This window comes from Enterobacter sp. CC120223-11 (genome assembly GCF_900215375.1).
Classification (GTDB): Bacteria; Pseudomonadota; Gammaproteobacteria; order Enterobacterales; family Enterobacteriaceae; genus Scandinavium.
The window spans coordinates 1-25,806 of sequence record NZ_OBEF01000016.1 but is presented as its reverse complement, the minus strand read 5'-3'; the positions used below and the strand labels follow the sequence as shown (position 1 = coordinate 25,806).

Here is a 25,806-nt window from a genome sequence, read left to right as displayed (position 1 = left end):
TTGTTGCAGCCAGCAAACTACATCATTACCACGTCGAATTGCTCCTGATTGTAGAGCGGTTCAATCTGAACTTTAACCTGTTTGCCGACGAAGATTTCGACTTCCGCCAGCGCGTGGGACTCTTCCCCTTTCAGGGTTTCGGCAACAGAGGCTGAAGCATAGACCAGGAAACGGTCGGAGTCATAGGCGTGATGCACTCGCACGATTTCTCGCATGATTTCGTAGCACACCGTTTCGACCGTCTTTACCGTGCCGCGCCCATGGCAGGTCGGGCATTCGTGGCAGAGCACGTGCTCTACGCTTTCACGCGTGCGCTTGCGGGTCATTTCCACCAACCCAAGCTGCGAGAAGCCGTTAATGCTGGTCTTCACGCGGTCTTTGCTCAGCGCCTGCTCCAGCGAGTGCAGCACGCGACGACGGTGGTCTTCATTACTCATGTCGATAAAATCGATGATAATGATGCCGCCGAGATTGCGCAGGCGCAGCTGGCGGGCAATCGCCTGAGTCGCTTCGATGTTGGTATTGAAAATGGTGTCGTCGAGATTGCGGTGGCCCACAAAGGCACCGGTATTGATGTCGACGGTGGTCATCGCTTCGGTTTGATCGATAACCAGGTAGCCGCCGGACTTCAGTTCGACCTTACGCTCCAGCGCGCGCTGGATTTCGTTTTCGACATCAAAGAGATCAAAGATAGGCTGGCGACCGCTGTAATGCTCGAGCTTGCTGGTCATCTCCGGCATGTACTCGGCGGTGAATTCCATCAGCGCTTCGAAGGTCAGGCGGGAGTCCACGCGAATTTTATCGAGATGCGCGTCGGCAAAGTCGCGCAGCACGCGCTGGGCCAGCGCCAGTTCGCCGTACATCTGGTAGCGAGTCTGTGGGCGCTTTTTACGCTCCATGACTTTGGTCCAGACACGCTTCAGGTAGGCGGCATCTGAGGCTAAATCATCTTCACACACGCCTTCGGCGGCGGTACGGATGATAAACCCGCCCTGCTCATCGCAATACGCCGACACCACGTTTTTCAGGCGCTCACGCTCGGCTTCACTTTCAATTCGTTGGGAAACGCCCACGTGCGAAGCACCAGGCATGAACACGAGGTAGCGCGACGGCAAAGTAATGTCTGTGGTTAAACGCGCGCCTTTGGTGCCGAGGGGATCTTTCACCACCTGGACCATCAGATCCTGGCCCTGACGCACCAGTTCTGAAATATCGCGGACGGTGAACTGTTTCTGCTCTTCCCCGGCCACGCACTCCGTGTGGGGCATGATGTCTGATGCGTGAAGAAACGCGGCCTTATCCAGACCAATATCTACAAATGCCGCCTGCATCCCTGGGAGTACACGACTGACACGACCTTTGTAGATATTGCCTACGATTCCGCGTCGCGCTTCACGCTCTATATGAATTTCCTGAAGAATACCGCCATCAATGTACGCCACCCGGGTTTCCGAGGGCGTTACGTTCACTAATAATTCAGCCGTCATGTTTATCCCTTTTCTCACGCAGTGAGTTAAAATTGCTCAGCAACTCATACGTTTCCACCAGCGGTAAGCCGACTACGGCGTGATAGCTGCCATTGATCTTCCTGACAAAACAGCCACCCAGCCCCTGAATACCGTATGCACCTGCTTTATCCATTGGCTCGCCGCTGGCGACGTAGCCCTGGATATCTTCGTCTGATAAGACTCTGAACGTCACTTCGGTGGTCACCAGGCAGTCGATCGTCTGATGGCTATCGGCCAACGCGACCGCGGTCATCACCTGATGCGTTTGCCCCGAAAGCTGTTTCAGCATTGCTGCGGCATGCTCCGTACTTTGCGGTTTCTCCAGCACTTCACCGTTCAGTACCACAATGGTATCGGCACCGAGCACCGGTAAGTCCAGTGCGGCAAGCGCAACGCCTGCCTGGGCCTTCTCGCGCGCCAGGCGGGCCACATAATGCTGCGCGCCTTCGTGCGGCTGACGCTGCTCCTCAATGCCCGGCACCAGCCGTTCAAAGCTCACACCCAACTGAGTTAACAGCTCCTGACGACGCGGGGAGCCGGAAGCAAGATAAAGCATTGTCATAGAAACCTTATTGTACCGCGAATTGCTGACGTACTTTGCGCATCAGCAGGAACAGCCAGGGCCAGAGTACACCGTTAACGACGCTACTCCAGAACACTTCCGGTCGGAAAGAGACGTTGATCACTAAAAACTCTGCCCAGAAAACAACGATATCCACCGCCAGCGACAGCAGCATCACCACCAGCGCCTGTTGCCAGAGCGCCAGGTTGCGGAACAGCTGATATTTCAGCGCCACCAGGTAGGCGATAATGCTGAGGGACAATGCGCGAACGCCAAGCGTGGAGCCGCTTATCAGATCCAGTATGGCACCCATAATGAAACCTGTACCGACATTCACCCGATGCGGCAGGGCGAGGATCCAGTAAAGCAGAATCAGCAGGACCCAGTTCGGCCGGTAAACCAGCAGGCTATCCGGCCAGGGCATGACCTGTAATAAAAGGGCTATCAGAAACGAGAGCCAGATAACCCAACGTCCCTGACTTCGATAACTGGCCACTACTGCCCTCCTGACGAAGGCGCTGGTGTGGCAACCGCAGGAGCAGGCTGGGTGATCCCCGTAGCCGGAGGTGGCACGGGTGCCGGTGGCCCCATCGAGTCAGCGGCAGGCAGCACCTGAGGCATCATCTGCATCAGACGCTCATTCGCAACGCGGTGCACTTCTTCCGGCGTCATCGGGTTCGCGCCGTTACGATCGGCACCCCATAACAGCAGCAGATAGCGCAGGCGCTGAAGCCCGGCAGTAGGACGTGCCTGAATCACCGTATACGCGCGCTGCGTATCCAGTTTGACGGAAGAGACAACGGCAACCGGATAACCTTCAGGGAAACGACCGCCCAGCCCGGAGGTGACCAGTACATCGCCCACGCGAATATCCGTGTTCGCTGGCAAATGTTCCAGCTGCAGATCGTCGGTACAGCCGTTACCGGCCGCAATAACGCGAATATCGTTACGCAGCACCTGAATCGGTAATGCATGGGTGGCATCACAAATTAGCAGCACACGGCTGGTGAGTTTGGCCACGGCAACGACCTGGCCTACAACGCCTTTGTCACTGATGACCGGTTGACCTTCGTAGACGCCATTGACGGTGCCTTTGTCGATCACCACCTGATCGCTGTAAGGATCGTTAACGGTGGAAATAACCTGAGTCACCATCTTCTGCTCATCCTGACGCAGCGGTGAACCCAACAGCTCGCGCAGACGAGCGTTTTCCTGCTTGTACTGACCCAACATCAGCAAATCGCTGTTTTTTAACAGCAGCTCCTGACGCAGGGCGCGGTTTTCCAGCTCAAGCTGATCGCGGGAAGCCAGAGTTTGTGAAATACCATCGAGTAATTCACGAGGACCGTTGGAAACGAAATAGAAAGGGCTGACGGCGGTATCCATGTACGTCCGGATCTGGCTGAACGTACCGAGGCGGCTGTCGGCAATGATGATGCCAAGCGCCACCAGCACCGCCAGAATAAGGCGAATCTGTAGCGACGGGCCACGGCTAAAAATGGGCTTCATAGGCTATGCGTATTCTCGCGTCAGTGAAATCAAGGGCAGCAAATCGCTGCCCCCGGACTTCTGGCTGACTACTCTTCGCTGAACAAGTCGCCGCCGTGCATGTCGATCATTTCCAGCGCCTTGCCGCCGCCACGGGCAACACAGGTCAGTGGATCTTCTGCAACTACGACAGGAATTCCTGTCTCTTCCATTAACAGGCGGTCGAGGTTACGCAGCAGCGCACCACCACCGGTCAGAACCATACCGCGCTCGGAAATGTCGGATGCCAGCTCCGGCGGGCACTGTTCCAGGGCAACCATCACCGCGCTCACGATACCGGTCAGCGGTTCCTGCAGCGCTTCGAGGATTTCGTTGGAGTTCAGGGTGAAGCCGCGCGGCACACCTTCTGCCAGGTTACGGCCGCGCACTTCGATTTCACGCACTTCGTCGCCCGGGTAAGCGGAACCGATTTCATGCTTGATGCGCTCTGCGGTGGCTTCACCAATCAGTGAGCCGTAGTTACGACGCACGTAATTAATGATGGCTTCGTCGAAACGGTCGCCGCCGATACGCACGGAAGAGGAGTACACCACGCCGTTCAGGGAGATAACCGCAACTTCAGTGGTACCACCACCGATATCGACAACCATTGAACCGGTCGCTTCGGAGACAGGCAGGCCTGCACCGATTGCCGCCGCCATTGGCTCTTCAATCAGGAACACTTCACGGGCGCCAGCGCCCTGTGCGGATTCACGGATTGCACGACGTTCAACCTGAGTTGCACCAACCGGCACACACACCAGAACACGCGGGCTCGGGCGCATAAAGCTGTTGCTGTGAACCTGTTTGATGAAGTGCTGCAGCATTTTTTCGGTCACGAAGAAGTCAGCGATAACGCCGTCTTTCATTGGACGAATAGCCGCGATGTTGCCTGGCGTACGACCGAGCATCTGCTTAGCGTCATGACCGACGGCAGCCACACTTTTCGGTGAACCGGCACGATCCTGGCGAATGGCGACAACGGAAGGCTCATTCAGTACGATGCCTTGTCCTTTTACGTAAATCAGGGTATTCGCGGTACCCAGGTCAATGGACAGGTCATTGGAAAACATGCCACGAAATTTTTTCAACATACTAAGGGATAATCCTGAAAGCTGGGGCGGAAACAAAATCCGCTTACTTTACCAACCACACGCAGCAGCGACAAGGCGCAAAAATCATCTGCAACGGTGAAAATTAGTGCAGTTCGTTTCCTTTGTTACAATTTCGACCTGACGCCGTCAGGACCGCAGCACTCCTCGCCTGCATTGCAACCTGTCAAAGGACGATCACTGGCTTGTGTTCTGTATCACCTGTCAGCGGGCGCTTAAGCCTGCCCGCAAAGAAACAGCGCGCGTTATTCTACGTGAAAACACGGCAAACGGCAGATCAAACAGAGTATCTTTGCGAATATTTTTTTACGCTAGTGTCAAGTGGTTGTGACGAAGCAAAAAAATCGCCCTGTCCACCCAGCACACCGCACTCTCGTAAAACTTGCCACTCGCTACGGCTGCGCAGCCCGGTCGCAAAGACCTGCGTCGGAGTGCCCTTGCAGGCTTCGACGAGACTTTGTACCAGCAGCTGGTTTTCACTGCGTTTCTCTATATTACGGACCAGCCCCGGATGCAGCTTCACCAGCTCCACCGAAAGCTCTTTGATCCAGCTGGTGCTGACCAGCGTCAAACCTGCCTGAATCACTACCACTCTCGCCCCTAACGCATTAATTAATCGCATCACGGGCTGTAAGCGGCTGATATGTTGACAGACATCCGCCTCTGCAAGTTCAAAAATAATCCGATTTCGCTGCGATTTTTCACTTTGCATCAGCGTATCGCGCAGCCAGCGCTGGAATCGGGGGCGAATCAGCGACTCAACCGTGACCTGCAATGCCAGATTCTCTTCAGGCCAGAACGACAGGAATGGCAGCAAACGGGTGATTTGCAGACGGTCGTACTCTTCTGCCAGGCCGAATTCCAGCACTATCGGCATGTACTCCTCGGCGCTCACCTCTTCTTTACCGTCGTAGATACGGCACATTAGCTCCCGGTGATGGACACGTCCGTCATAATGTATGGCCGGTTTTTGGTAGAAACGTGGGCCGCCGCGGCTCAGCATCTGCTCTATCAGCGTCCGCCAGCGAACGTTGCCTCGCCCTTTCTCCGGGAGAGAATCGTCATACACCGCCCAGCTATTACTGCCCTGAAGCACGGCATTACGCACGGCGGCATCGGCATGCTCCATGACCTGATCCGTCGACTGCCCGCTGCGCCAGGTACAGATGCCGATGTGCATCATGTCATCCTTATCGAGAATCTTCGTCGACGGCAGAGCGTCCAGCGCCTTTAACAGCTGCCCGGCGATACTGTCGGCTTCTTTCAGGGTCCGGTGCGGCAACAATACGGCAAAATCACTGCGATAGTAGCGCGCCAGCAGTGCGCCTGGGTAGCGCAGCATGAAGGTCGACAGCATATTGATAATCATAAAGAAATGTTCTTCTGCCGCCTCGCGCCCCCACTGGTCACGCACGATATTAAATTCAGGCAAGCGAATCAGCATCACGATACCGTGCGCCCCGACTTTCTCCTGATCGTCGAGCATCGTCGCCAATTGATTATCGAAGAACATACGGTTACTGAGCCCCGTTTTGGTGTCCTGGGCTGCGTAAGAACGGATCAGGGTATCCATACGGCTACGCTGTTCAGAGGCAAACTGAATTTCAGACAGCAGCGTGTCGAGCGCGCTGCTGGTCCTCGCGGGCCATTCGTGCACCGAGCCGCGCACCTGATGCCCACGCTCTCCGTTCAGGATGCGGGTGGATCGCAGCTCCAGCAGCTCCTGCCCCGCCAGCTGATTGCGCAGCCAGCGAACGGAAAAGAAGACGATCAGCACCATAAAGGCAATGGCAATTGTCAGTGGCGCGGTGGTCAGCAGGGAATGAAAATAGTTCACCATCGGGTCCTGGTAGACGAGGTGAATCGTCATCCCCGGGTGCTTAACGGATTCCACGCTCATCTCGCGATAGCGGTAGCTGCTGCCGACCGGGCGATAGCTACTCTGACGAACATGGCTGAAGGTCGCTTTATCGTTGACGATAAAATCAACTCGCACGATATCTACCGGCACCAGAATCTCATCCAGCTGGCTGTCGAGTTGATTAAAAGGGGTGTTAACCAGGCGGGAATCGATGACCGTTGCCACGGCACGGGCACGGTAATCCACTTTGTACTGAATACCGTTATAGAAGCTCAGCGAGCAGCCAATGAGGGTGACGAAAATGGTCAGGCCCGTCAGTAGCGTCACAAAAGCTGAAAATTTCGTCGTTAATCGCATCCCTGTATTAACTCCGTTGATGAAAACCAGCCCGGTGTTGACCGGACGCCCACGGTGGCCCACAAACTTAGTAAGCACTAACTAGCACGCCGAAAGGAGCATGCATACTACCAGAGTTGGTGAATCTGGCAATTTATTGCGGTAAATCGAATACCTGTTTCAGTTAGCGAGTATAGTCATCGGACATTTTTTTCCAATCATTGAGCCACTGAGGAGTCATTATGCAGGCGTTAATCTTAGAACAGCACGACGGTAAAACGCTCGCCTCGGTACAGAATATCGAGGAAAACCAGCTGCCGCAGGGGGATGTCACGGTCGATATCCAGTGGTCGAGCCTCAATTATAAAGACGCCCTCGCCATCACCGGGACAGGCAAGATTATCCGCAATTTTCCAATGGTGCCGGGGATAGATTTCGCGGGCACTGTGCACAGCAGTGAAGACCCACGCTTCCACGCAGGCCAGCAGGTGCTGCTGACCGGCTGGGGCGTGGGTGAAAACCACTGGGGCGGGCTGTCTCAGCAGGCACGTGTAAAAGGCGACTGGCTGGTCGCTCAGCCTGAAGGGATGGACGCACGCCAGGCGATGATCGTCGGCACCGCAGGCTTCACCGCCATGCTGTGCGTGATGGCGCTGGAAGATGCCGGTGTTCGCCCACAGGATGGCGAAATTGTTGTAACCGGCGCCAGCGGCGGCGTGGGCAGTGCCGCCATCGCGCTGCTGCATAAGCTGGGCTATCAGGTCGTTGCCGTTTCCGGGCGCGAGAGTACGCATGACTATCTGCGCAGCCTCGGTGCCAGCCGCATTCTGGGACGCGACGAGTTTGCAGAAACGCGCCCGCTGGAAAAACAGCTGTGGGCGGGAGCGGTGGATACCGTGGGCGATAAGGTTCTGGCGAAAGTGCTGGCGCAGATGAACTACGGCGGCTGCGTGGCAGCCTGCGGCCTGGCAGGCGGCTTTGCGCTGCCAACTACCGTGATGCCATTTATCCTGCGTAACGTTCGTTTGCAGGGCGTCGACTCAGTGATGACGCCAGCGGCGCGTCGCGCGGAAGCCTGGAAACGCCTGGTACAGGATCTCCCTTCCTCCTTCTATAGCCAAAGCGCCACCGAGATTACTCTTGAGCAGGCACCCGAATTTGCTCAGAAAATCATGAACAACCAGATCCAGGGTCGCACCCTGGTAAAAGTGGCTTAATCTTCAAATTTTCGTGACATATTCGCGTTAATCCTCCCCCTCCGTCATGCTTAGGAAAAAGGCATGACGGAGGCAGGAATGAAGTCGAAGAAACTAACGGAAGCAGACGTCACGGCAGAATCCGTGTTTATGCTCCAGCGCCGCCAGGTGCTGAAAATGTTGGGCATAAGCACCGCGGCGCTGACCCTTGCCCCGGCGGCACAGGCCGATTTACTCAGCTGGTTTAAAGGTAACGACAGGCCGCCCGCCCCATCCGGCAAACCGCTGGACTTCTCAAAGCCCGCAGAATGGCAAAACTCGCTGACCCTCACGCCGGAAGATAAGGTCACGCGTTACAACAACTATTATGAGTTTGGCCTCGATAAAGCCGATCCGGCGGCCAACGCCGGGAGCCTGAAAACCGATCCCTGGACGCTGACCATCGATGGCGAAGTGGCCAAGCCGCTGACGCTCGATCATGACGATCTCACGAAACGCTTCCCGCTCGAACAGCGAATCTACCGCATGCGCTGCGTGGAGGCGTGGTCGATGGTGGTGCCGTGGATAGGCTTTCCGCTGCATAAGCTATTGGCGCTGGTCGAGCCCACCAGCAACGCGAAATACGTCGCCTTCAAAACGATTTTCTCCCCAGAACAGATGCCCGGCCAGAAGGACCGCTTTATCGGCGGAGGCCTGGCCTATCCTTATGTAGAAGGCCTGCGTCTGGATGAAGCAATGCACCCGCTGACGCTTCTCACCACCGGCGTTTACGGCAAAGCTCTGCCGCCGCAAAACGGCGCGCCAATTCGCCTGACCGTGCCGTGGAAATACGGCTTCAAAGGCATTAAATCCATCGTCAGCATCAAGCTCACCCGCGAACGCCCGCCCTGCACCTGGAACCTGGCGGCACCGGATGAGTATGGGTTCTTTGCCAACGTAAACCCTCACGTCGATCATCCACGCTGGTCCCAGGCGACCGAACGCTTTATTGGCTCCGGCGGCGTGCTGGACGTTAAGCGCCAGCCAACGCTGCTCTTTAACGGCTATGCCGATCAGGTTGCCTCGCTCTATCGTGGCCTCGATTTACGGGAGAATTTCTGAGTGCGATTAACAGCAAAACAGATAACCGGGCTGAAGGTTGTTTTACATCTGGCGGCATTTTTGCCGCTGGTCTGGCTATTCTGGGCAGGCTCCCAGGGCTATTTCAGCGCCGACCCCGCCAAGGATATTCAGCACTTTACCGGTCGGATGGCTCTGAAATTATTGCTGGCCACCTTGCTGGTTTCCCCGCTGGCGCGCTACGCTAAACAACCTTTATTGATACGCACCCGCCGCCTGTTAGGGGTATGGTGCTTTGCCTGGGCGACGCTGCACCTCACCAGCTATGCACTGCTGGAGCTCGGCATTAACAATCTGGGCCTGTTAGGTCAGGAAGTAGTGAGCCGCCCCTATTTGACGCTGGGCCTGGTGAGCTGGCTGATATTACTGGCGCTGGCGGCAACGTCTTTTCAGAAAGCGCAGCGAAAGCTGGGGCCACGCTGGCAGAAATTGCACAACTTCGTCTATCTGGTGGCGATCCTCGCCCCGATTCACTATCTGTGGTCGGTGAAGATCCTCTCCCCGCAGCCGATCCTGTATGCTGTTGCGGCTTTGGCGCTTTTAGCATGGCGTTATAAGAAGTTCCGCCAATGGTGGCGTTAATTCACGATTATGTGCAGTTTCCCGCAGAACGTCCGCACCACAGCAGGCTTTTTCGCAATTGAGGTTGATAATCTTCCCTGATAAGACCAGTATTTAGCTGCCAAATGCTACGAAATCGTTATAATGTGCGACTTTGGTTTTCCTGACAGGGGTTTTTGGCCTCTGAAAAGGTGACAAGCGCGTATCGAAGGTATATTTTGTTTTTTACCGGAGAATTGCAGGAGATAGCAGCACAATGGCCGACAAGTTACGCATTTTGCTTTTAAACGGACCGAACCTTAACATGCTCGGCACCCGTGAGCCGGAGAAGTACGGCACCCTGACGTTGGCGGAGATTGTTAACCGTCTGACCACAGAGGCCAACACTCTGAATGTGGCTTTAGACCATCTGCAATCTAACGCGGAGTTCGCGATTATCGACCGTATTCATCAGGCTAAAGACAACATTGACTATATCCTGATCAATCCGGCCGCATTCACGCACACCAGCGTGGCGATTCGCGATGCGCTGTTGGCGGTCAGCATCCCGTTTATCGAGATTCACCTGAGCAACGTGCACGCTCGCGAGCCGTTCCGCCATCACTCATATCTCTCTGATATCGCTGCCGGCGTCATCTGCGGATTAGGCGCTGACGGCTATTCATACGCTTTACAGACGGCGGTTAAACGCCTGTCACAATCACACTAAACAAAGAGTACGGAACCCACTCATGGATATTCGTAAGATTAAAAAACTGATCGAGCTGGTTGAAGAATCAGGCATCTCCGAACTGGAAATTTCTGAAGGCGAAGAGTCTGTACGCATCAGCCGTGCAGCGCCAGCAGGCAGCTTCCCGGTTATGCAGCAGGCTTACGCGGCACCAATGATGCAGCCACAGGTTGCGCCAGCGGCAGCAGCACCGGCAGCGGCTGAAGCACCAGCGGCCAAAGCGGAAATCAGTGGTCACATCGTACGCTCCCCAATGGTTGGTACCTTCTACCGCACCCCAAGCCCGGACGCTAAAGCGTTCATCGAAGTGGGCCAGAAGGTCAACGTGGGCGACACCCTTTGCATCGTTGAAGCAATGAAAATGATGAACCAGATCGAAGCCGACAAAGCGGGCACCGTGAAGGCTATTCTGATCGAAAGTGGTCAACCGGTAGAATTTGACGAGCCGCTGGTCGTCATCGAGTAACGAGGCGAACATGCTGGATAAAATTGTCATCGCTAACCGTGGCGAGATTGCACTGCGTATCCTTCGTGCCTGTAAAGAGCTGGGCATCAAGACCGTCGCCGTGCACTCCACCGCGGATCGCGACTTAAAACACGTACTGCTGGCGGATGAGACGGTCTGTATCGGCCCGGCTCCGTCCGTAAAAAGCTACCTGAACATCCCGGCTATCATCAGCGCTGCTGAAATCACCGGCGCGGTGGCCATCCACCCGGGTTACGGCTTCCTGTCCGAAAACGCCAACTTTGCTGAGCAGGTTGAACGTTCCGGCTTTATCTTCATCGGCCCGAAAGCCGACACCATTCGCCTGATGGGCGACAAAGTGTCTGCGATCACCGCCATGAAGAAAGCAGGCGTCCCGACCGTACCAGGCTCTGACGGCCCGCTGGGCGAAGACATGGACGCTAACCGCGCCCACGCCAAGCGCATCGGCTACCCGGTAATCATCAAAGCCTCTGGCGGCGGCGGCGGTCGCGGTATGCGCGTTGTGCGCAGCGACGCTGAGCTGGCTCAGTCCATCTCCATGACCAAAGCTGAAGCGAAAGCCGCTTTCAGCAACGATATGGTTTATATGGAGAAATACCTGGAAAACCCTCGCCACATCGAGATCCAGGTACTGGCTGACGGTCAGGGTAACGCTATCTATCTGGCAGAACGTGACTGCTCCATGCAGCGCCGTCACCAGAAAGTTGTCGAAGAAGCGCCAGCGCCGGGCATTACCCCGGAACTGCGTCGCTACATCGGCGAACGTTGCGCCAAAGCCTGTGTGGATATCGGCTACCGCGGGGCAGGTACTTTCGAGTTCCTGTTCGAAAACGGCGAGTTCTATTTCATCGAAATGAACACCCGTATCCAGGTTGAGCATCCGGTTACCGAGATGATCACCGGCGTGGATCTGATCAAAGAGCAGCTGCGTATCGCTGCCGGTCAGCCGCTGTCTATCAAGCAAGAAGAAGTGCAGGTTCGCGGCCATGCGGTGGAATGCCGTATCAACGCCGAAGACCCGAACACCTTCCTGCCAAGCCCGGGCAAAATCACTCGTTTCCACGCGCCAGGCGGTTTCGGCGTGCGTTGGGAATCTCATATCTACGCGGGCTACACCGTGCCGCCGTACTATGACTCAATGATTGGCAAGCTCATTTGCTACGGGGAAACCCGTGACGTGGCGATCTCCCGCATGAAGAACGCCCTGCAGGAGCTGATCATCGACGGCATCAAAACCAACGTTGATCTGCAGATGCGCATTATGAGCGACGAGAACTTCCAGCATGGTGGGACCAACATCCACTATCTGGAGAAAAAACTCGGTATGTACGAGAAGTAATTCTCCGCATCGCACAAAAGGCCGGATCTTCCGGCCTTTTTTCTTTTTCTCTCCCCAATCCTGCCCCTTAAGGTACAATCCCCGCTTTCTGTTGACCCCGGGAGCCTTATGGACGCGCGTTTTGTTCAGGCCCACAAAGAAGCCCGCTGGGCGTTGTGGCTCACTCTCCTCTATCTTGCTGCATGGTTGGCAAGTGCTTACATACCAAATTCGATGCTGGGCTTTACCGGCCTGCCGCACTGGTTTGAAATGGCCTGTTTGCTCTCCCCGCTGATCTTTATTCTGCTGTGCTGGGCGATGGTGAAATTTATCTATCGCGATATTCCGCTGGAGGATGACGATGCAAGCTGAGGTGATCCTGCCGCTTATTGCCTACCTGTTGGTGGTGTTTGGCCTCTCCGTCTACGCAATGCGTAAACGCACAACCGGCACGTTCCTCAACGAGTATTTCCTCGGCAGCCGCTCGATGGGCGGGTTTGTACTGGCCATGACGTTGACCGCCACCTACATCAGCGCCAGTTCGTTTATCGGCGGTCCGGGTGCGGCCTACAAATACGGGCTGGGCTGGGTGCTGCTGGCAATGATTCAGCTGCCCGCCGTGTGGCTGTCACTTGGCGTGCTGGGGAAAAAGTTCGCTATTCTTGCCCGTCGCTACAATGCGGTGACGCTGAACGATATGCTGTTTGCCCGCTATCAGAGCCGCCTGTTGGTATGGCTGGCAAGCCTCAGCCTGCTGGTTGCTTTTATCGGCGCCATGACCGTGCAGTTCATCGGCGGCGCGCGCTTGCTGGAAACCGCCGCAGGCATTCCCTACGAAACCGGTTTATTGATTTTCGGGATCAGCATTGCGCTCTACACTGCTTTTGGTGGCTTCCGCGCGAGCGTGCTGAACGACGCCATGCAGGGCCTGGTGATGCTGATCGGTACGATTGTGCTGCTCGTCGGTATTGTGCATGCCGCAGGTGGACTCGGCCATGCCGTGCAAACGCTGGAGCAGATCGACCCGAAACTCGTTTCGCCGCAGGGAGCCGACGATATTCTGTCGCCGACCTTTATGACCTCTTTCTGGGTGCTGGTCTGCTTTGGCGTCATCGGCCTGCCGCACACCGCGGTACGCTGCATCTCTTATAAAGACAGTAAGGCCGTCCATCGCGGCATTATTATTGGCACCATTGTGGTCGCTATTCTGATGCTCGGCATGCATCTGGCCGGCGCACTGGGGCGCGCGGTGATCCCGGACCTCAGCGTCCCCGATTTAGTGATCCCAACCCTGATGGTCAAAGTGCTGCCGCCGTTTGCCGCCGGGATCTTCCTCGCCGCACCGATGGCCGCCATCATGTCGACGATCAACGCGCAGTTATTGCAGAGTTCCGCTACGATCATCAAAGATCTGTACCTGAACCTGCACCCGGAACAGGTGGATAACGAAAAACGCCTGAAGCGAATGTCGGCACTGATAACCCTCATTCTTGGCGCGTTATTGCTGCTGGCCGCGTGGCGTCCGCCGGAGATGATCATCTGGCTGAACCTGCTGGCCTTCGGCGGGCTGGAAGCGGTGTTCCTGTGGCCACTGGTGCTGGGGCTTTACTGGGAGCGGGCCAATGCCGCAGGCGCCCTGAGCGCGATGATTGTGGGCGGCGTGTTGTATGCCGTGCTCGCTACCCTGAAAATTCAGTACCTGGGCTTTCACCCGATCGTGCCTTCGTTACTGCTAAGTTTGCTGGCGTTTGTCGTGGGGAACCGTTTCGGTCAGCCCGTGCCACAAACCGCCGTCGTTTCTACTGATAAATAAAGAGTTTGCCATGCCTTGGATCCAACTGAAACTGAACACCACCGGCGCGAATGCCGAGGAACTGAGCGACGCGCTGATGGAAGCGGGCTCCGTCTCCATCACCTTCCAGGACACGCATGACACGCCCGTGTTTGAACCGCTGCCGGGCGAAACGCGTCTGTGGGGCGATACCGACGTCATTGGCCTGTTCGATGCCGAAACCGACATGAAAGAAGTGGTCGCCATCCTCGAACATCACCCGCTGCTGGGTGCAGGCTTTATTCATAAGATTGAACAGATCGAAGACAAAGACTGGGAACGCGAATGGATGGATAACTTCCACCCGATGCAGTTCGGCAAACGTCTGTGGATTTGCCCGAGCTGGCGCGATGTGCCGGACGAAAACGCGGTCAACGTGATGCTTGATCCAGGCCTGGCGTTCGGGACCGGCACCCATCCGACGACATCGCTGTGCCTGCAATGGCTGGATGGACTCGATCTGGATGGTAAAACCGTGATCGACTTTGGCTGCGGCTCCGGGATCCTCGCCATTGCAGCGCTGAAACTTGGCGCGGCGAAAGCGATCGGGATCGATATCGATCCGCAGGCCATTCAGGCGAGCCGCGACAACGCGGAGCGCAACGGCGTGTCCGATCGTCTGGAACTCTATTTGCCGCAGGACCAGCCAGAGGCCATGAAAGCCGACGTGGTGGTCGCCAACATCCTGGCAGGCCCTTTACGTGAACTGGCCCCATTGATCAGCGTGCTGCCCGTTGAAGGCGGCCTGCTGGGGCTTTCCGGTATTCTCGCCAGCCAGGCTGAAAGCGTCTGCGAAGCCTACGCATCACTGTTCACTCTCGACCCGGTCGTCGAGAAAGAAGAGTGGTGCCGGATTACCGGACGCAAAAACTGATAAACCTCTCGCGCGGTCGTCCGGCCGCGCGAGAATCTTCTGACTACTTCCCCTCACCCGCCTCCGGTATAATAACCATGTAATTCATTCACTTATAAAATAATTACATTCCATTAATTCACCGGACGAATACCATGAAACATTTTACAGGCAAGGCTGCTCTGCTGGCTTTCACTCTGCTTCCGCTCGCTGCATTCGCATCTCACTGGAGTTATGACGGCAGTGAATCACCGGAACACTGGAGCCAGCTGAGCGATGAATACAAAACCTGCCAGCAGGGCATGAACCAGTCACCGATCAACATCGACGCCACCCTCAACGCCCATCTGCATCCTTTAGACTTTCACTACGGTAAAGGCCCTGATGTGGTGCTGAACAACGGGCACACCATCCAGGCTACGGTCGATCCAAAAACCGCTGACAGCATCACCCTCGATGGTCAGAACTTCGTGCTGCAACAGTTCCACTTCCACGCCCCGTCTGAAAACACGATCCATGGCAAGCATGCCGCGATGGAGATGCATCTGGTGCATAAAAACGCAGCGGGTGAAATTGCCGTTGTTGCCGTCATGTTTGACGTGGGCGCAGCCAGCCCTGAACTGGACAAGCTGTGGAGCGTGATGCCGTCGAAAGCAGAGAACGAGGCAAAGCTGAAATCATCTCTTGATATCAACAAACTGATTCCGGAAGACAGAACTTACTGGCGCTTTAGCGGTTCGTTAACCACGCCTCCGTGCTCAGAGGGCGTGACCTGGCTGGTCATGAAGCACCCGCTGACCCTGTCAGCGTCACAGCTGGAGAAATTTACCCACACAATGCATCATGATAACAACCGCCCGGTTCAGCCAACGCACGGTCGCGTTGTGGTTGAATAAGTGCCCAAAAGGCGTTTTTCACACTGTGCTGAAATGAGATCCAGCCCGCAATAATCAACATAATCTGCTGATTAATTCAGCAGGTTATCGCTTTTCTGCTTCGTTTACGACCATAAAAAACCAGAAGTTACGCAAAATTTCATCTGAATATAAATTCTACGATTCAGCATAAGACAATGTTTTAATTGATAATAAAATTCCAGGCCCGGTACCGACTGGCGATTCCTTGATCTGCGACAGAGGATTGCTCAAAGTTTGGCCTTTCATCTCATGCAAAAAATGCGTAATATACGCCGCCTTGCAGTCACAGTATGGTCATTTCTTAACTCATGCGCATCGGACACCACCAGCTCAGAAATCGCCTGATCGCAGCCCCAATGGCAGGTATAACCGACCGGCCGTTCAGGACGCTGTGCTACGAGATGGGAGCAGGTTTAACCGTTTCCGAGATGATGTCCTCCAACCCGCAGGTGTGGGAGAGCGACAAGTCCCGTTTACGGATGGTGCACATTGATGAGCCAGGTATTCGCACCGTGCAAATTGCCGGAAGCGTGCCTGAAGAGATGGCAGACGCCGCGCGTATCAACGTGGAAAGTGGTGCCCAGATTATTGATATCAATATGGGTTGCCCGGCCAAAAAAGTGAATCGCAAGCTTGCGGGTTCAGCCCTTCTGCAATACCCCGACCAGGTGAAGTCAATCCTGACGGCGGTTGTCAGCGCAGTGGACGTTCCTGTTACGTTGAAGATTCGCACGGGTTGGTCGCCGGAACACCGTAACTGTGTAGAGATTGCCCAACTGGCCGAAGATTGTGGCATTCAGGCCCTGACCATTCATGGACGCACTCGCGCCTGTTTGTTCAACGGCGAAGCTGAATACGACAGCATTCGGGCAGTTAAGCAGAAAGTTTCCATTCCGATTATCGCGAATGGTGACATTACTGACCCGCTTAAAGCCAGAGCTGTGCTCGACTATACGGGAGCTGATGCTCTGATGATAGGACGTGCCGCTCAGGGAAGACCTTGGATCTTTCGGGAAATCCAGCATTATCTGGACACTGGGGAGCTGCTTGCCCCGCTGCCACTGGCAGAGGTTAAGCGCTTGCTTTGTTCGCATATTCGGGAATTGCATGACTTTTACGGTCAGGCAAAAGGGTACCGAATTGCGCGTAAACACGTATCCTGGTATCTCCAGGAGCACGCTCCAAATGACCAGTTTCGGCGCACATTCAACGCCATAGAGGATGCCAGCGATCAGCTGGAGGCGTTGGAGGCATACTTCGAAAATCTTGCGTAATGAAATAAAGAGCTGACAGAACTATGTTCGAACAACGCGTAAATTCTGACGTACTGACCGTTTCCACCGTTAACTCTCAGGACCAGGTAACTCAAAAGCCCCTGCGTGACTCGGTTAAACAGGCACTGAAGAACTATTTTGCTCAATTGAACGGTCAGGATGTAAACGACCTGTATGAGCTGGTACTGGCTGAAGTAGAACAGCCCCTGTTGGACATGGTGATGCAATACACCCGTGGTAACCAGACCCGCGCTGCCCTGATGATGGGCATCAACCGCGGTACTCTGCGTAAGAAACTGAAAAAATACGGCATGAACTAAGTTTCGTTTATGACGGTAAAAAGGCGCTCTTCGGCATGGGGAAGCGCCTTTTTTATTGGCTAAAATCGCTGACTTTTCTTCTCTTTTCCCTGCGCCCTTTTCGTGTATATTGCCTGCCATCTTCTCACTCATTTTCCAGGTACGGTTATGCTGCGTAAGTACGGATGGCTGGTTGTCTTCGCTTTGTTTATGTTCTTGTTCGAGGGGGTGCTCATGCAGTGGATTGAGCTTCTTTCGACCGAGAGCCTTAAATGCCGCAATATGAACTCTGTCAACCCCCTGAAGCTGGTGAATTGCGCCGACCTGAATTAATGATTTGTCGACAACGTCGGCGAACGTGGAAGAATTCCACTCTAAAAACAGGGATTTAAATCCCTTTTAGTCACCTCCTGCCGATGGTAATGTCACAGCCTCCCCGTGAACGAGCTGACGACACCATGCAGGCTAGCCATTACGACCCCATTCTGGTCGCGATCTCCTTTGTCATTGCTATTCTTGCCGCCTGGACTGCCCTCAGCATGGCAGGACGGGTGTCAACCAGCCGGGGGAAAGCCGCCTGGATTTGGCTGAGCGGCGGTGGTGTCGCTATGGGTATCGGCGTCTGGGCGATGCACTTCATTGGTATGCTGGCGATGGACAGCGCAATGCGCATTCACTATAGCCCGGGCTTAACCACGCTTTCGATGGCTATCGCCATAGCATCTTCCCTTTTTGCTCTCTGGCTGGTCAGCGTCGACCACCTTCGTTTACGCCGCCTGCTACCGGGTGCGCTGGTGATGGGCATCGGTGTCGTTGCCATGCACTACACCGGTATGGCGGCGATGGAGGTAACCTCGCCGATTGTCTGGGATTATCGCTGGGTTTCCCTGTCTGTGGTCATCGCGCTTCTGGCCTCGTTCGCAGCACTCTGGCTCACCTTCCGCTTGCGCCACGAAGCCGCCCTGGTCGCGCTGATGCGCTTCGGTGCCGCCGTGCTGATGGGCATTGCCATCGCTGGTATGCACTACACCGGCATGATGGCCGCGCAGTTTCCCGCGCAAATGCCAATGAGCCATGATGGGATGGACGGTAACTGGCTGGCCGTGCTGGTCAGCGTGGTCACGCTCTTCATCTTAGGGATCACACTGCTTATCTCGATGCTCGACGCCCGCCTCCAGGCACGAACCTCACTGCTCGCCTCATCGCTTGCTGAGGCGAATAAAGAGCTGGCCCAGCTGGCGCTTCAGGACACGCTCACTCGTCTGCCAAATCGGGTGCTGTTTGAAGATCGCCTGAACCAGGCCATCAGCAAAGCCGACCGGGAAGGAAGCTCTTTTGCGCTGATGTTTATGGACCTCGATGGTTTCAAGGCTGTGAACGATGCGTTTGGCCATGACGTTGGCGATAAGCTTCTGGTGGCGGTGACCGAACGTCTTCAACAGCCGCTGAGTGGCCAGTTCACCCTGGCACGTATCGGCGGAGATGAATTTGTTTTGCTGGCAGAAATCACCGCACCCGATGATGCGGCCCGCCTCGCCAGTGCCCTGGTTTACGTCATCGACTCACCTTTCATCATTGCCCCCTGTGAGCTCGTGGTCACCCTCAGTATCGGCATTGCACTCTATCCGCACGACGGGCAGAACGACCGCGAGCTGATGTTTAACGCCGATGCGGCGATGTATCACACCAAGCACACTGGCCGGAACGGTTACCACTTCTTCCAGCCTTCCATGAATACCTTTGCCCAGCAGCAGCTCCAGCTGATGAACGATCTCTGGCTGGCCGCCGAGCGCCAGGAGCTGCGTCTGCACTATCAGCCCAAATGTCTGGCCACGACGGGTTCCATTACAGGTTTTGAAGCGCTACTGCGCTGGGAGCATCCTACAAAAGGTCTGCTTGCCCCCGACGTCTTCCTGCCACTCGCCGAAAAAACTGGAATCATTATTCCGATGGGCAACTGGGTAATTAATGAGGCCTGTCGGCAGCTCAGCGAGTGGCGCGCTCAGGGCCAACTGAACTGGTCGATCGCGGTGAATCTTTCCGCTCTGCAGTTTGAACAAACGACGCTGATCGACACAGTGATGTCCTGCCTGGCGCACCACCGCATTCCGCCTGAACTCTTGATCCTTGAAGTGACAGAAACCACGGCGATGCACAATCCGGAACAAAGCGTAGAAGTGCTGACGCGCCTGACGGAGTTGGGTGTGAAGGCCTCGATTGACGATTTCGGTACCGGCTATTCCAGCCTGCTGTACCTCAAGCGCCTGCCCGCCTGTGAGCTAAAGATCGATCGGGCATTTGTGAAAGAGTTGAGAGGCGAAGGTGAGGATGCAACCATTGTCTCCGCCATTGTCGCCCTGGCCCGCACGTTAAATCTGCGCGTCGTTGCCGAAGGTGTTGAGACCCAGGAGCAGCGTGATTTTTTGACTCAGCTTGGCTGTAACACGCTACAGGGATATCTCTTAGGGAAGCCCGTTGCCGCCGAAACGATAACCACCAGCAATCTCAAGCAAGCTGAAGGGGTGTTTTCTTAAGCCTATCCCAGAGCCATTCAACGGTATGAAATAATTCATAAGATAAGGGGCGCGTCATGTGCCTTTTTATTATTTAACACATTTATTGAGCGCTCGTTTGCTTTAACTTCAGCGTTTTATTCTGCATATTTTCTACATAATTAGCGCGTTATTCGTCAAAACCTCCACGATGTTTACAGAACACATAAATGGAGATAATTTGCCGCTCCGGGCCATTGTGCCGCAGTGATAAAATTACCCTCATTCCGCAAGGTTTCAGTCACAGAACCGCTGCGGCTAATCAGAGGTAATATCATGAAAAGATTCATTTCAGTTGCATTGCTGACCGCTCTACTCGCAGGCTGCGCACACGATTCACCTTGCGTGCCGGTTTATGACGATCAGGGGCGGCTGGTTCATACCAATACCTGCATGAAAGGCACCACGCAGGATAACTGGGAAACCGCTGGCGCTATTGCCGGTGGCGCAGCCGCGCTTGCTGGCCTGACTCTGGGCATCGTCGCCCTGACTAAATAAGACGTCTAAAGCGCGGGTTTCCCGCGCTTTTGCTTTCTCGTGGTGCACAATTTTCACCCTACGTAAAAAATCCGCCTCATTGCCGATCTTCAGTAAAATCATTTCGTGTTTTCTCTCACAGGCTAATCGTTAAAAATCATTAATTACCCATTTTCTCGTGAGCAATTTCACATCTTATTACCATTCATTATCAGACCAATATTAACCGCCGAAATCATTTCTTTATTTGCGCTCAATCCTGAAACTTTTTCGCTCTGTTTTGTGGCACAGGTTTCAATTTTGCACCATCTCAGGGCGCTTATTTTTTTCTTTCCTGTCTACACTCACTCTATTGCTTCCCCGCGACCCAAAATCAGGCGGTTGCAATTCTGGCATTCCCTTTGCTTTACAGGAAATGGCCATGGCCACAGACAGGTTTCGACGTTCTCCCGGACGTCTACATATAACGATAAATTTTCGCCACACAGGATGCTTTATGAAAAAGATGATGATCGCCAGCCTCACCGCGGCGGGCGTACTGTTTGCACTCTCAAATCAGGCACATGCAGGCACCACCTTCGATGCCGTTAAAAAGAAAGGCTTTGTGCAGTGTGGGATCAGTGACGGTTTGCCGGGCTTTTCCTATGCGGATGCCGACGGCAAATTTACCGGTATTGACGTGGACGTCTGCCGTGGCGTGGCCGCAGCGGTATTTGGTGATGACACTAAGGTGAAATATACCCCGCTCACCGCCAAAGAACGTTTCACCGCATTGCAGTCTGGCGAAGTGGATTTGTTATCCCGTAATACCACCTGGACCTCCTCCCGTGACGCAGGTATGGGCCTCTCCTTCACCGGCGTCACCTATTATGACGGCATCGGCTTCCTGACCCACAATAAAGCCGGGCTGAAAAGTGCGAAAGAGCTGGATGGCGCAACCGTCTGTATTCAGGCCGGTACCGATACCGAGCTGAACGTCGCGGACTACTTCAAATCCAACAACATGAAATACACGCCGGTCACCTTCGACCGTTCCGATGAATCCGCGAAAGCGCTGGAGTCTGGTCGCTGCGATACGCTGGCTTCTGACCAGTCCCAGCTGTATGCCCTGCGCATCAAGCTGAGCAAACCAGGCGAGTGGATCGTTCTGCCGGAAGTCATCTCGAAGGAGCCGCTGGGCCCGGTTGTACGTCGTGGGGATGATGAGTGGTTCTCTGTCGTGCGCTGGACGCTGTTCGCTATGCTGAACGCCGAAGAGATGGGCATCACCTCGAAGAACGTCGACGAGAAGTTCGCCAATCCAGCCACCCCGGACATGTCGCACCTGCTGGGTAAAGAGGGTGACTTCGGTAAGGACCTGAAGCTTGATAACAAGTGGGCTTACAACATCGTTAAGCAGGTCGGTAACTACGCTGAAGTCTTTGACCGCAACGTCGGAAAGGACAGCGCGCTGAAGATTAAGCGTGGTCAGAACAACCTGTGGAACAACGGCGGTATTCAGTACGCGCCACCGGTTCGCTAAGTTTTACGCTGTGACGGGCATCGCGGCCTGCGATGCCCAACCTGAAGTTCTGGTCATTGAGGTTTTCCTATGTCCCAACGCCGCCTGACCGTAAAAGGATCGCTCTCCTTTTCCAACCCCACGGTTCGTGCCTGGCTGTTTCAAATCCTTGCAGTCGTGGTCGTCATCACTATTGCCATTTATTTGATACACAACACCATTACTAACCTGGACAACCGTGGTATTACCTCCGGCTTCGCTTTTCTCGACCGAAGCGCGGGTTTTGGCATTGTTCAACACTTAATTGATTACCAACAGGGCGACACCTATGGCCGGGTTTTCCTGGTCGGCTTGCTTAATACGCTGTTGGTTTCTGCTTTATGTATCGTCTTTGCCTCCTTCCTCGGCTTCTTCCTCGGGCTGGCGAGACTGTCTGATAACTGGCTGTTACGTAAGCTGTCGACGGTGTACATCGAGACGTTTCGAAACATCCCGCCGCTGCTGCAAATTTTCTTCTGGTACTTCGCAGTGTTACGCAATTTACCAGGCCCTCGTCAGGCCGTTAGCGCTTTCGACCTGGCGTTTCTCAGCAACCGCGGGCTTTACATACCTGCTCCTCAATGGGGAGAGGGTTTGCTGGCGTTCTTTGCCGCGATAGCGATTGCAGTACTGATTTCGATCGGCTTATTTCGCTATAACAGGACCCATCAGATAAAAACCGGGCAGCTTCGCAGGACGTGGCCGACCGCGCTGGGGCTCATTGTTGCCCTGCCGCTGCTGGCTCACTGGATCTTTGGCGCGGCGCTACATTGGGATGTTCCGGTACTGCGCGGGTTTAACTTCCGCGGCGGCATGGCACTTATTCCGGAACTGGCAGCCCTGACGCTGGCGCTTTCGGTGTATACCTCCGCGTTTATTGCCGAGATTATTCGCTCCGGCATTCAGGCTGTACCTTATGGGCAGCATGAAGCGGCACGCTCCCTCGGCCTGCCGAACCCGGTGACGCTTCGCCAGGTCATTATTCCGCAGGCGCTGCGCGTGGTGATCCCACCCCTGACCAGCCAGTACCTGAACATTGTCAAAAACTCCTCACTGGCCGCGGCCATCGGCTATCCCGATATGGTGTCGCTGTTTGCCGGTACGGTGCTGAATCAGACCGGTCAGGCCATCGAAACTATCGCGATAACCATGTCGGTTTACCTCATTATCAGCCTGAGCATTTCGCTGCTGATGAACATCTATAACCGCCGTATGGCACTGATTGAGCGCTAAGGAGCGATGATGACAAAGGCACTTCTGTCTCACTCCCCGCGCCCGGCGGGAGCAAAGCAGAGCCAGGCCCTGACCTGGGTACGCAAGAATTTGTTCTCCAGCTGGTCAAACAGCCTGCTGACCATTTTCTCACTGTGGCTCATGTGGGAGCTGATCCCTCCTTTGCTGAACTGGGCATTTCTGCAGGCAAACTGGGTGGGAACCACCCGCGCGGACTGTACCAAAGCGGGTGCATGTTGGGTGTTTATCCATCAACGCTTCGGGCAGTTTATGTATGGCCTCTATCCGCACGATCAGCGCTGGCGTATTAACGCTGCGCTGATTATTGGCCTGCTGTCGATTGTTCCAATGTTCTGGAACGCAATGCCGCGCCGTGGACGGTACATTGCCTGTTGGGCCATTCTTTACCCCATCGTCGTCTGGTTCCTGATGTATGGCGGATTCTTTGGCCTCGAACGCGTGGAAACCCGCCAGTGGGGTGGCTTAACGCTGACGCTGATTATCGCTTCCGTTGGCATCGCAGGCGCATTACCGCTCGGCATTCTGCTGGCGCTTGGTCGTCGTTCAACCATGCCCGTCGTGAGGATCCTGTCGGTTATCTTCATTGAGTTCTGGCGCGGCGTGCCGCTTATCACCGTGCTGTTTATGTCCTCGGTGATGCTGCCGCTGTTTATGTCGGAAGGGACCAGCATCGATAAGCTGATTCGTGCGCTGGTCGGGGTGGTGCTGTTCCAGTCGGCGTACGTTGCTGAAGTGGTGCGTGGTGGATTGCAGGCGCTGCCGAAAGGACAGTACGAAGCGGCGGACTCGCTGGCGCTGGGATATTGGAAAACCCAGGCGCTGGTCATTCTGCCCCAGGCCCTGAAGCTTGTGATCCCGGGCCTGGTGAACACCATCATCGCACTTTTCAAAGATACCAGCCTGGTGATCATCATCGGTCTGTTCGATCTTTTCAGCAGCGTACAGCAGGCTACCGTCGACCCGGCATGGCTTGGGATGTCGACCGAAGGCTATGTTTTTGCCGCACTGATCTATTGGATCTTTTGTTTCAGCATGTCGCGCTACAGCCAGCATCTGGAGAAGCGCTTTAACACCGGGCGTACACCGCACTGAGGACACTATGAGTCAAACATTACTACAGCCGGCGGACGCGATGATCACGCTGGAAAACGTCAATAAATGGTACGGGCAGTTTCACGTTCTGAAGGACATCAATCTGAACGTCAGGCAGGGGGAACGCATTGTGCTGTGCGGCCCTTCCGGCTCGGGAAAATCAACAACGATCCGCTGTATCAACCACCTGGAAGAGCATCAGCAGGGGCGTATTGTGGTGGATGGTATCGAGCTGAACGAAGACATCCGCAATATCGAACGCGTGCGGCAGGAGGTCGGGATGGTGTTCCAGCACTTCAATCTCTTCCCGCATCTGACCGTTTTGCAAAACTGCACGCTGGCACCGATTTGGGTCCGCAAGATGCCTAAGAAGGAGGCCGAAGCGCTGGCAATGCACTATCTTGAACGCGTGCGCATCGCCGAGCATGCACATAAATTCCCGGGGCAGATTTCCGGCGGGCAGCAGCAGCGCGTGGCAATTGCTCGCTCTCTGTGTATGAAGCCGAAAATTATGCTGTTTGACGAACCGACATCGGCACTGGATCCAGAAATGGTTAAAGAAGTGCTGGATACGATGATAGGCCTGGCACAGTCAGGGATGACCATGCTCTGCGTAACGCATGAAATGGGCTTTGCCAGAACCGTCGCAGACAGAGTCATCTTCATGGATCGTGGCGAGATCGTTGAACAGGCTCCGCCGGATCAGTTCTTTGCGAATCCAAAATCTGAGCGCACGAGAGCATTTCTTTCGCAGGTCATCCACTAATCCTTCTGTCCTTTGCCCGGTGGTACTTTGCTTACCGGGCCTACGCCTGGCGTTACATTTGAATTCCGGAATGCAGCAAAGCAAAAAGCCCAGTCTTATGACTGGGCTTTTTGCTTATTTGATGTCTGGCAGTTCCCTACAATACTCGTATCATCCTGATACTCGCCCCTGTGGGGCCGCCGCAGGCGGCGTTCAAAAGTGTTCCCGACACTTTTGTCGCATGCCCATGCTCGTGCAGTAAATTTCCGGATACCCAATAAACAAAAAACCCCAGCCATCAGGCTGAGGTTTTCTGTTTTATTTGATGTCTGGCAGTTCCCTACTCTCGCATGGGGAGACCCCACACTACCATCGGCGCTACGGCGTTTCACTTCTGAGTTCGGCATGGGGTCAGGTGGGACCACCGCGCTACTGCCGCCAGACAAATTCTTTTATCTGCCGAACTCGACCGTTATAACTGGTGCTGATACCCAGAGTCGAACTGGGGACCTCACCCTTACCAAGGGTGCGCTCTACCAACTGAGCCATATCAGCACACTAAATTTGATGCCTGGCAGTTCCCTACTCTCGCATGGGGAGACCCCACACTACCATCGGCGCTACGGCGTTTCACTTCTGAGTTCGGCATGGGGTC

Annotated in this window: 25 protein-coding genes, 1 tRNA gene and 2 rRNA genes; 19 read left to right on the top strand and 9 right to left on the bottom strand. The window is 55.0% G+C overall.

Annotated elements, in window-relative coordinates; all coding sequences use genetic code 11:
• Nucleotides 1-17: 17 nt before the first annotated feature.
• The 6 genes from rng to csrD form a co-directional block, all read right to left on the bottom strand.
• On the bottom strand, nt 18-1,487 hold the full coding sequence (rng, locus tag CRO87_RS17170) for a ribonuclease G (RefSeq protein ID WP_097164148.1): 1,470 nt from the start codon (nt 1,485-1,487) through the stop codon (nt 18-20).
• Nucleotides 1,477-2,070: a nucleoside triphosphate pyrophosphatase gene (locus CRO87_RS17165; protein WP_097164147.1), complete on the bottom strand. Its 594-nt coding sequence runs from the start codon at nt 2,068-2,070 to the stop codon at nt 1,477-1,479. Before CRO87_RS17165 ends, rng begins: the two co-directional genes overlap by 11 nt.
• Nucleotides 2,071-2,077: 7 nt before the next feature.
• Nucleotides 2,078-2,566 carry a rod shape-determining protein MreD gene (mreD, locus tag CRO87_RS17160; protein ID WP_097164146.1) on the bottom strand — a complete coding sequence of 163 codons (489 nt, stop codon included), beginning with the start codon at nt 2,564-2,566 and terminating at the stop codon, nt 2,078-2,080.
• Nucleotides 2,566-3,579 (bottom strand): rod shape-determining protein MreC, encoded by a 1,014-nt coding sequence (gene mreC / locus CRO87_RS17155; RefSeq protein ID WP_097164145.1) that lies wholly within the window; start codon nt 3,577-3,579, stop codon nt 2,566-2,568. Before mreC ends, mreD begins: the two co-directional genes overlap by 1 nt.
• A 68-nt stretch (nt 3,580-3,647) precedes the next feature.
• Nucleotides 3,648-4,691: a rod shape-determining protein MreB gene (gene mreB, locus CRO87_RS17150; protein WP_000913396.1), complete on the bottom strand. Its 1,044-nt coding sequence runs from the start codon at nt 4,689-4,691 to the stop codon at nt 3,648-3,650.
• Between the two features lie 295 nt (nt 4,692-4,986).
• A complete protein-coding gene (csrD, locus tag CRO87_RS17145) occupies nt 4,987-6,927 on the bottom strand; it encodes an RNase E specificity factor CsrD (protein ID WP_097164144.1) in 1,941 nt (646 codons plus the stop codon).
• Nucleotides 6,928-7,148: 221 nt separating this feature from the next.
• Between csrD and CRO87_RS17140 the strand changes: the two genes are divergently transcribed.
• From CRO87_RS17140 to CRO87_RS17050, 19 genes are all read left to right on the top strand, one after another.
• Entirely contained in the window at nt 7,149-8,123 is a 975-nt protein-coding gene (locus CRO87_RS17140) for an MDR family oxidoreductase (protein ID WP_097164143.1), read from the top strand.
• A 78-nt stretch (nt 8,124-8,201) separates the two neighbouring features.
• A complete protein-coding gene (gene msrP / locus CRO87_RS17135; protein ID WP_097164142.1) occupies nt 8,202-9,203 on the top strand; it encodes a protein-methionine-sulfoxide reductase catalytic subunit MsrP in 1,002 nt (333 codons plus the stop codon).
• The gene (gene msrQ, locus CRO87_RS17130; protein ID WP_097164141.1) at nt 9,204-9,803 is read left to right on the top strand and encodes a protein-methionine-sulfoxide reductase heme-binding subunit MsrQ; all 600 of its coding nucleotides are present in this window, start codon (nt 9,204-9,206) and stop codon (nt 9,801-9,803) included.
• A gap of 235 nt (nt 9,804-10,038) precedes the next feature.
• Entirely contained in the window at nt 10,039-10,491 is a 453-nt protein-coding gene (gene aroQ, locus CRO87_RS17125) for a type II 3-dehydroquinate dehydratase (protein WP_097164140.1), read from the top strand.
• Nucleotides 10,492-10,513: 22 nt separating this feature from the next.
• On the top strand, nt 10,514-10,978 hold the full coding sequence (gene accB, locus CRO87_RS17120) for an acetyl-CoA carboxylase biotin carboxyl carrier protein (RefSeq protein ID WP_097164139.1): 465 nt from the start codon (nt 10,514-10,516) through the stop codon (nt 10,976-10,978).
• 10 nt (nt 10,979-10,988) lie between these two features.
• Nucleotides 10,989-12,338: an acetyl-CoA carboxylase biotin carboxylase subunit gene (gene accC, locus CRO87_RS17115; protein WP_097164138.1), complete on the top strand. Its 1,350-nt coding sequence runs from the start codon at nt 10,989-10,991 to the stop codon at nt 12,336-12,338.
• Between the two features lie 108 nt (nt 12,339-12,446).
• A complete protein-coding gene (locus CRO87_RS17110) occupies nt 12,447-12,689 on the top strand; it encodes a YhdT family protein (RefSeq protein ID WP_097164137.1) in 243 nt (80 codons plus the stop codon).
• Nucleotides 12,679-14,130 carry a sodium/pantothenate symporter gene (gene panF, locus CRO87_RS17105; protein ID WP_097164136.1) on the top strand — a complete coding sequence of 484 codons (1,452 nt, stop codon included), beginning with the start codon at nt 12,679-12,681 and terminating at the stop codon, nt 14,128-14,130. The genes CRO87_RS17110 and panF overlap by 11 nt, the downstream gene beginning before the upstream one ends.
• Before the next feature lie 10 nt (nt 14,131-14,140).
• Complete coding sequence (prmA, locus tag CRO87_RS17100) at nt 14,141-15,022, top strand: 50S ribosomal protein L11 methyltransferase (RefSeq protein WP_097164135.1); 882 nt, start codon at nt 14,141-14,143, stop codon at nt 15,020-15,022.
• 134 nt (nt 15,023-15,156) lie between these two features.
• On the top strand, nt 15,157-15,897 hold the full coding sequence (locus CRO87_RS17095; RefSeq protein WP_097164134.1) for a carbonic anhydrase: 741 nt from the start codon (nt 15,157-15,159) through the stop codon (nt 15,895-15,897).
• A gap of 329 nt (nt 15,898-16,226) precedes the next feature.
• The gene (dusB, locus tag CRO87_RS17090) at nt 16,227-17,192 is read left to right on the top strand and encodes a tRNA dihydrouridine synthase DusB (RefSeq protein WP_097164133.1); all 966 of its coding nucleotides are present in this window, start codon (nt 16,227-16,229) and stop codon (nt 17,190-17,192) included.
• Between the two features lie 23 nt (nt 17,193-17,215).
• Nucleotides 17,216-17,512 (top strand): DNA-binding transcriptional regulator Fis, encoded by a 297-nt coding sequence (fis, locus tag CRO87_RS17085; RefSeq protein WP_000462905.1) that lies wholly within the window; start codon nt 17,216-17,218, stop codon nt 17,510-17,512.
• A gap of 147 nt (nt 17,513-17,659) precedes the next feature.
• Nucleotides 17,660-17,824: a DUF2556 family protein gene (locus CRO87_RS17080; RefSeq protein ID WP_097164132.1), complete on the top strand. Its 165-nt coding sequence runs from the start codon at nt 17,660-17,662 to the stop codon at nt 17,822-17,824.
• A 125-nt stretch (nt 17,825-17,949) separates the two neighbouring features.
• Nucleotides 17,950-20,025, top strand: coding sequence for a bifunctional diguanylate cyclase/phosphodiesterase (locus CRO87_RS17075; protein WP_097164131.1), 2,076 nt, complete (start codon nt 17,950-17,952; stop codon nt 20,023-20,025).
• A gap of 294 nt (nt 20,026-20,319) precedes the next feature.
• Nucleotides 20,320-20,541 (top strand): lipoprotein, encoded by a 222-nt coding sequence (locus CRO87_RS17070; protein ID WP_040073814.1) that lies wholly within the window; start codon nt 20,320-20,322, stop codon nt 20,539-20,541.
• 475 nt (nt 20,542-21,016) lie between these two features.
• Complete coding sequence (locus CRO87_RS17065; protein ID WP_097164130.1) at nt 21,017-22,042, top strand: amino acid ABC transporter substrate-binding protein; 1,026 nt, start codon at nt 21,017-21,019, stop codon at nt 22,040-22,042.
• 69 nt (nt 22,043-22,111) lie between these two features.
• Entirely contained in the window at nt 22,112-23,293 is a 1,182-nt protein-coding gene (locus CRO87_RS17060) for an amino acid ABC transporter permease (protein ID WP_097164129.1), read from the top strand.
• A 9-nt stretch (nt 23,294-23,302) separates the two neighbouring features.
• Nucleotides 23,303-24,406, top strand: a complete 1,104-nt coding sequence (locus tag CRO87_RS17055; RefSeq protein ID WP_097164128.1) for an amino acid ABC transporter permease — start codon at nt 23,303-23,305, stop codon at nt 24,404-24,406.
• A gap of 7 nt (nt 24,407-24,413) precedes the next feature.
• Nucleotides 24,414-25,172 carry an amino acid ABC transporter ATP-binding protein gene (locus tag CRO87_RS17050; RefSeq protein WP_097164127.1) on the top strand — a complete coding sequence of 253 codons (759 nt, stop codon included), beginning with the start codon at nt 24,414-24,416 and terminating at the stop codon, nt 25,170-25,172.
• A gap of 306 nt (nt 25,173-25,478) precedes the next feature.
• On the opposite strand, the gene rrf (CRO87_RS17045) is transcribed toward CRO87_RS17050, so the two are convergent.
• The 3 genes from rrf (CRO87_RS17045) to rrf (CRO87_RS17035) all read right to left on the bottom strand — a co-directional run.
• Nucleotides 25,479-25,594: ribosomal RNA gene (rrf, locus tag CRO87_RS17045) — 5S ribosomal RNA — on the bottom strand.
• Nucleotides 25,595-25,630: 36 nt separating this feature from the next.
• A tRNA-Thr gene (locus CRO87_RS17040) sits at nt 25,631-25,706 on the bottom strand.
• Nucleotides 25,707-25,720: 14 nt separating this feature from the next.
• Nucleotides 25,721-25,806, bottom strand: a 5S ribosomal RNA gene (rrf, locus tag CRO87_RS17035); the annotation flags it as partial.

What these genes read in the sequence shown, in the direction of transcription:
- rng (WP_097164148.1), bottom strand. Translation starts at nt 1,487, where the DNA reads ATGACGGCTGAATTATTAGTGAACGTAACGCCCTCGGAAACCCGGGTG.
- CRO87_RS17165 (WP_097164147.1), bottom strand. Translation starts at nt 2,070, where the DNA reads ATGACAATGCTTTATCTTGCTTCCGGCTCCCCGCGTCGTCAGGAGCTG.
- mreC (WP_097164145.1), bottom strand. Translation starts at nt 3,579, where the DNA reads ATGAAGCCCATTTTTAGCCGTGGCCCGTCGCTACAGATTCGCCTTATT.
- mreB (WP_000913396.1), bottom strand. Translation starts at nt 4,691, where the DNA reads ATGTTGAAAAAATTTCGTGGCATGTTTTCCAATGACCTGTCCATTGAC.
- csrD (WP_097164144.1), bottom strand. Translation starts at nt 6,927, where the DNA reads ATGCGATTAACGACGAAATTTTCAGCTTTTGTGACGCTACTGACGGGC.
- CRO87_RS17140 (WP_097164143.1), top strand. Translation starts at nt 7,149, where the DNA reads ATGCAGGCGTTAATCTTAGAACAGCACGACGGTAAAACGCTCGCCTCG.
- msrP (WP_097164142.1), top strand. Translation starts at nt 8,202, where the DNA reads ATGAAGTCGAAGAAACTAACGGAAGCAGACGTCACGGCAGAATCCGTG.
- aroQ (WP_097164140.1), top strand. Translation starts at nt 10,039, where the DNA reads ATGGCCGACAAGTTACGCATTTTGCTTTTAAACGGACCGAACCTTAAC.
- accB (WP_097164139.1), top strand. Translation starts at nt 10,514, where the DNA reads ATGGATATTCGTAAGATTAAAAAACTGATCGAGCTGGTTGAAGAATCA.
- accC (WP_097164138.1), top strand. Translation starts at nt 10,989, where the DNA reads ATGCTGGATAAAATTGTCATCGCTAACCGTGGCGAGATTGCACTGCGT.
- CRO87_RS17110 (WP_097164137.1), top strand. Translation starts at nt 12,447, where the DNA reads ATGGACGCGCGTTTTGTTCAGGCCCACAAAGAAGCCCGCTGGGCGTTG.
- panF (WP_097164136.1), top strand. Translation starts at nt 12,679, where the DNA reads ATGCAAGCTGAGGTGATCCTGCCGCTTATTGCCTACCTGTTGGTGGTG.
- prmA (WP_097164135.1), top strand. Translation starts at nt 14,141, where the DNA reads ATGCCTTGGATCCAACTGAAACTGAACACCACCGGCGCGAATGCCGAG.
- CRO87_RS17095 (WP_097164134.1), top strand. Translation starts at nt 15,157, where the DNA reads ATGAAACATTTTACAGGCAAGGCTGCTCTGCTGGCTTTCACTCTGCTT.
- dusB (WP_097164133.1), top strand. Translation starts at nt 16,227, where the DNA reads ATGCGCATCGGACACCACCAGCTCAGAAATCGCCTGATCGCAGCCCCA.
- fis (WP_000462905.1), top strand. Translation starts at nt 17,216, where the DNA reads ATGTTCGAACAACGCGTAAATTCTGACGTACTGACCGTTTCCACCGTT.
- CRO87_RS17080 (WP_097164132.1), top strand. Translation starts at nt 17,660, where the DNA reads ATGCTGCGTAAGTACGGATGGCTGGTTGTCTTCGCTTTGTTTATGTTC.
- CRO87_RS17075 (WP_097164131.1), top strand. Translation starts at nt 17,950, where the DNA reads ATGCAGGCTAGCCATTACGACCCCATTCTGGTCGCGATCTCCTTTGTC.
- CRO87_RS17070 (WP_040073814.1), top strand. Translation starts at nt 20,320, where the DNA reads ATGAAAAGATTCATTTCAGTTGCATTGCTGACCGCTCTACTCGCAGGC.
- CRO87_RS17065 (WP_097164130.1), top strand. Translation starts at nt 21,017, where the DNA reads ATGAAAAAGATGATGATCGCCAGCCTCACCGCGGCGGGCGTACTGTTT.
- CRO87_RS17060 (WP_097164129.1), top strand. Translation starts at nt 22,112, where the DNA reads ATGTCCCAACGCCGCCTGACCGTAAAAGGATCGCTCTCCTTTTCCAAC.
- CRO87_RS17055 (WP_097164128.1), top strand. Translation starts at nt 23,303, where the DNA reads ATGACAAAGGCACTTCTGTCTCACTCCCCGCGCCCGGCGGGAGCAAAG.
- CRO87_RS17050 (WP_097164127.1), top strand. Translation starts at nt 24,414, where the DNA reads ATGAGTCAAACATTACTACAGCCGGCGGACGCGATGATCACGCTGGAA.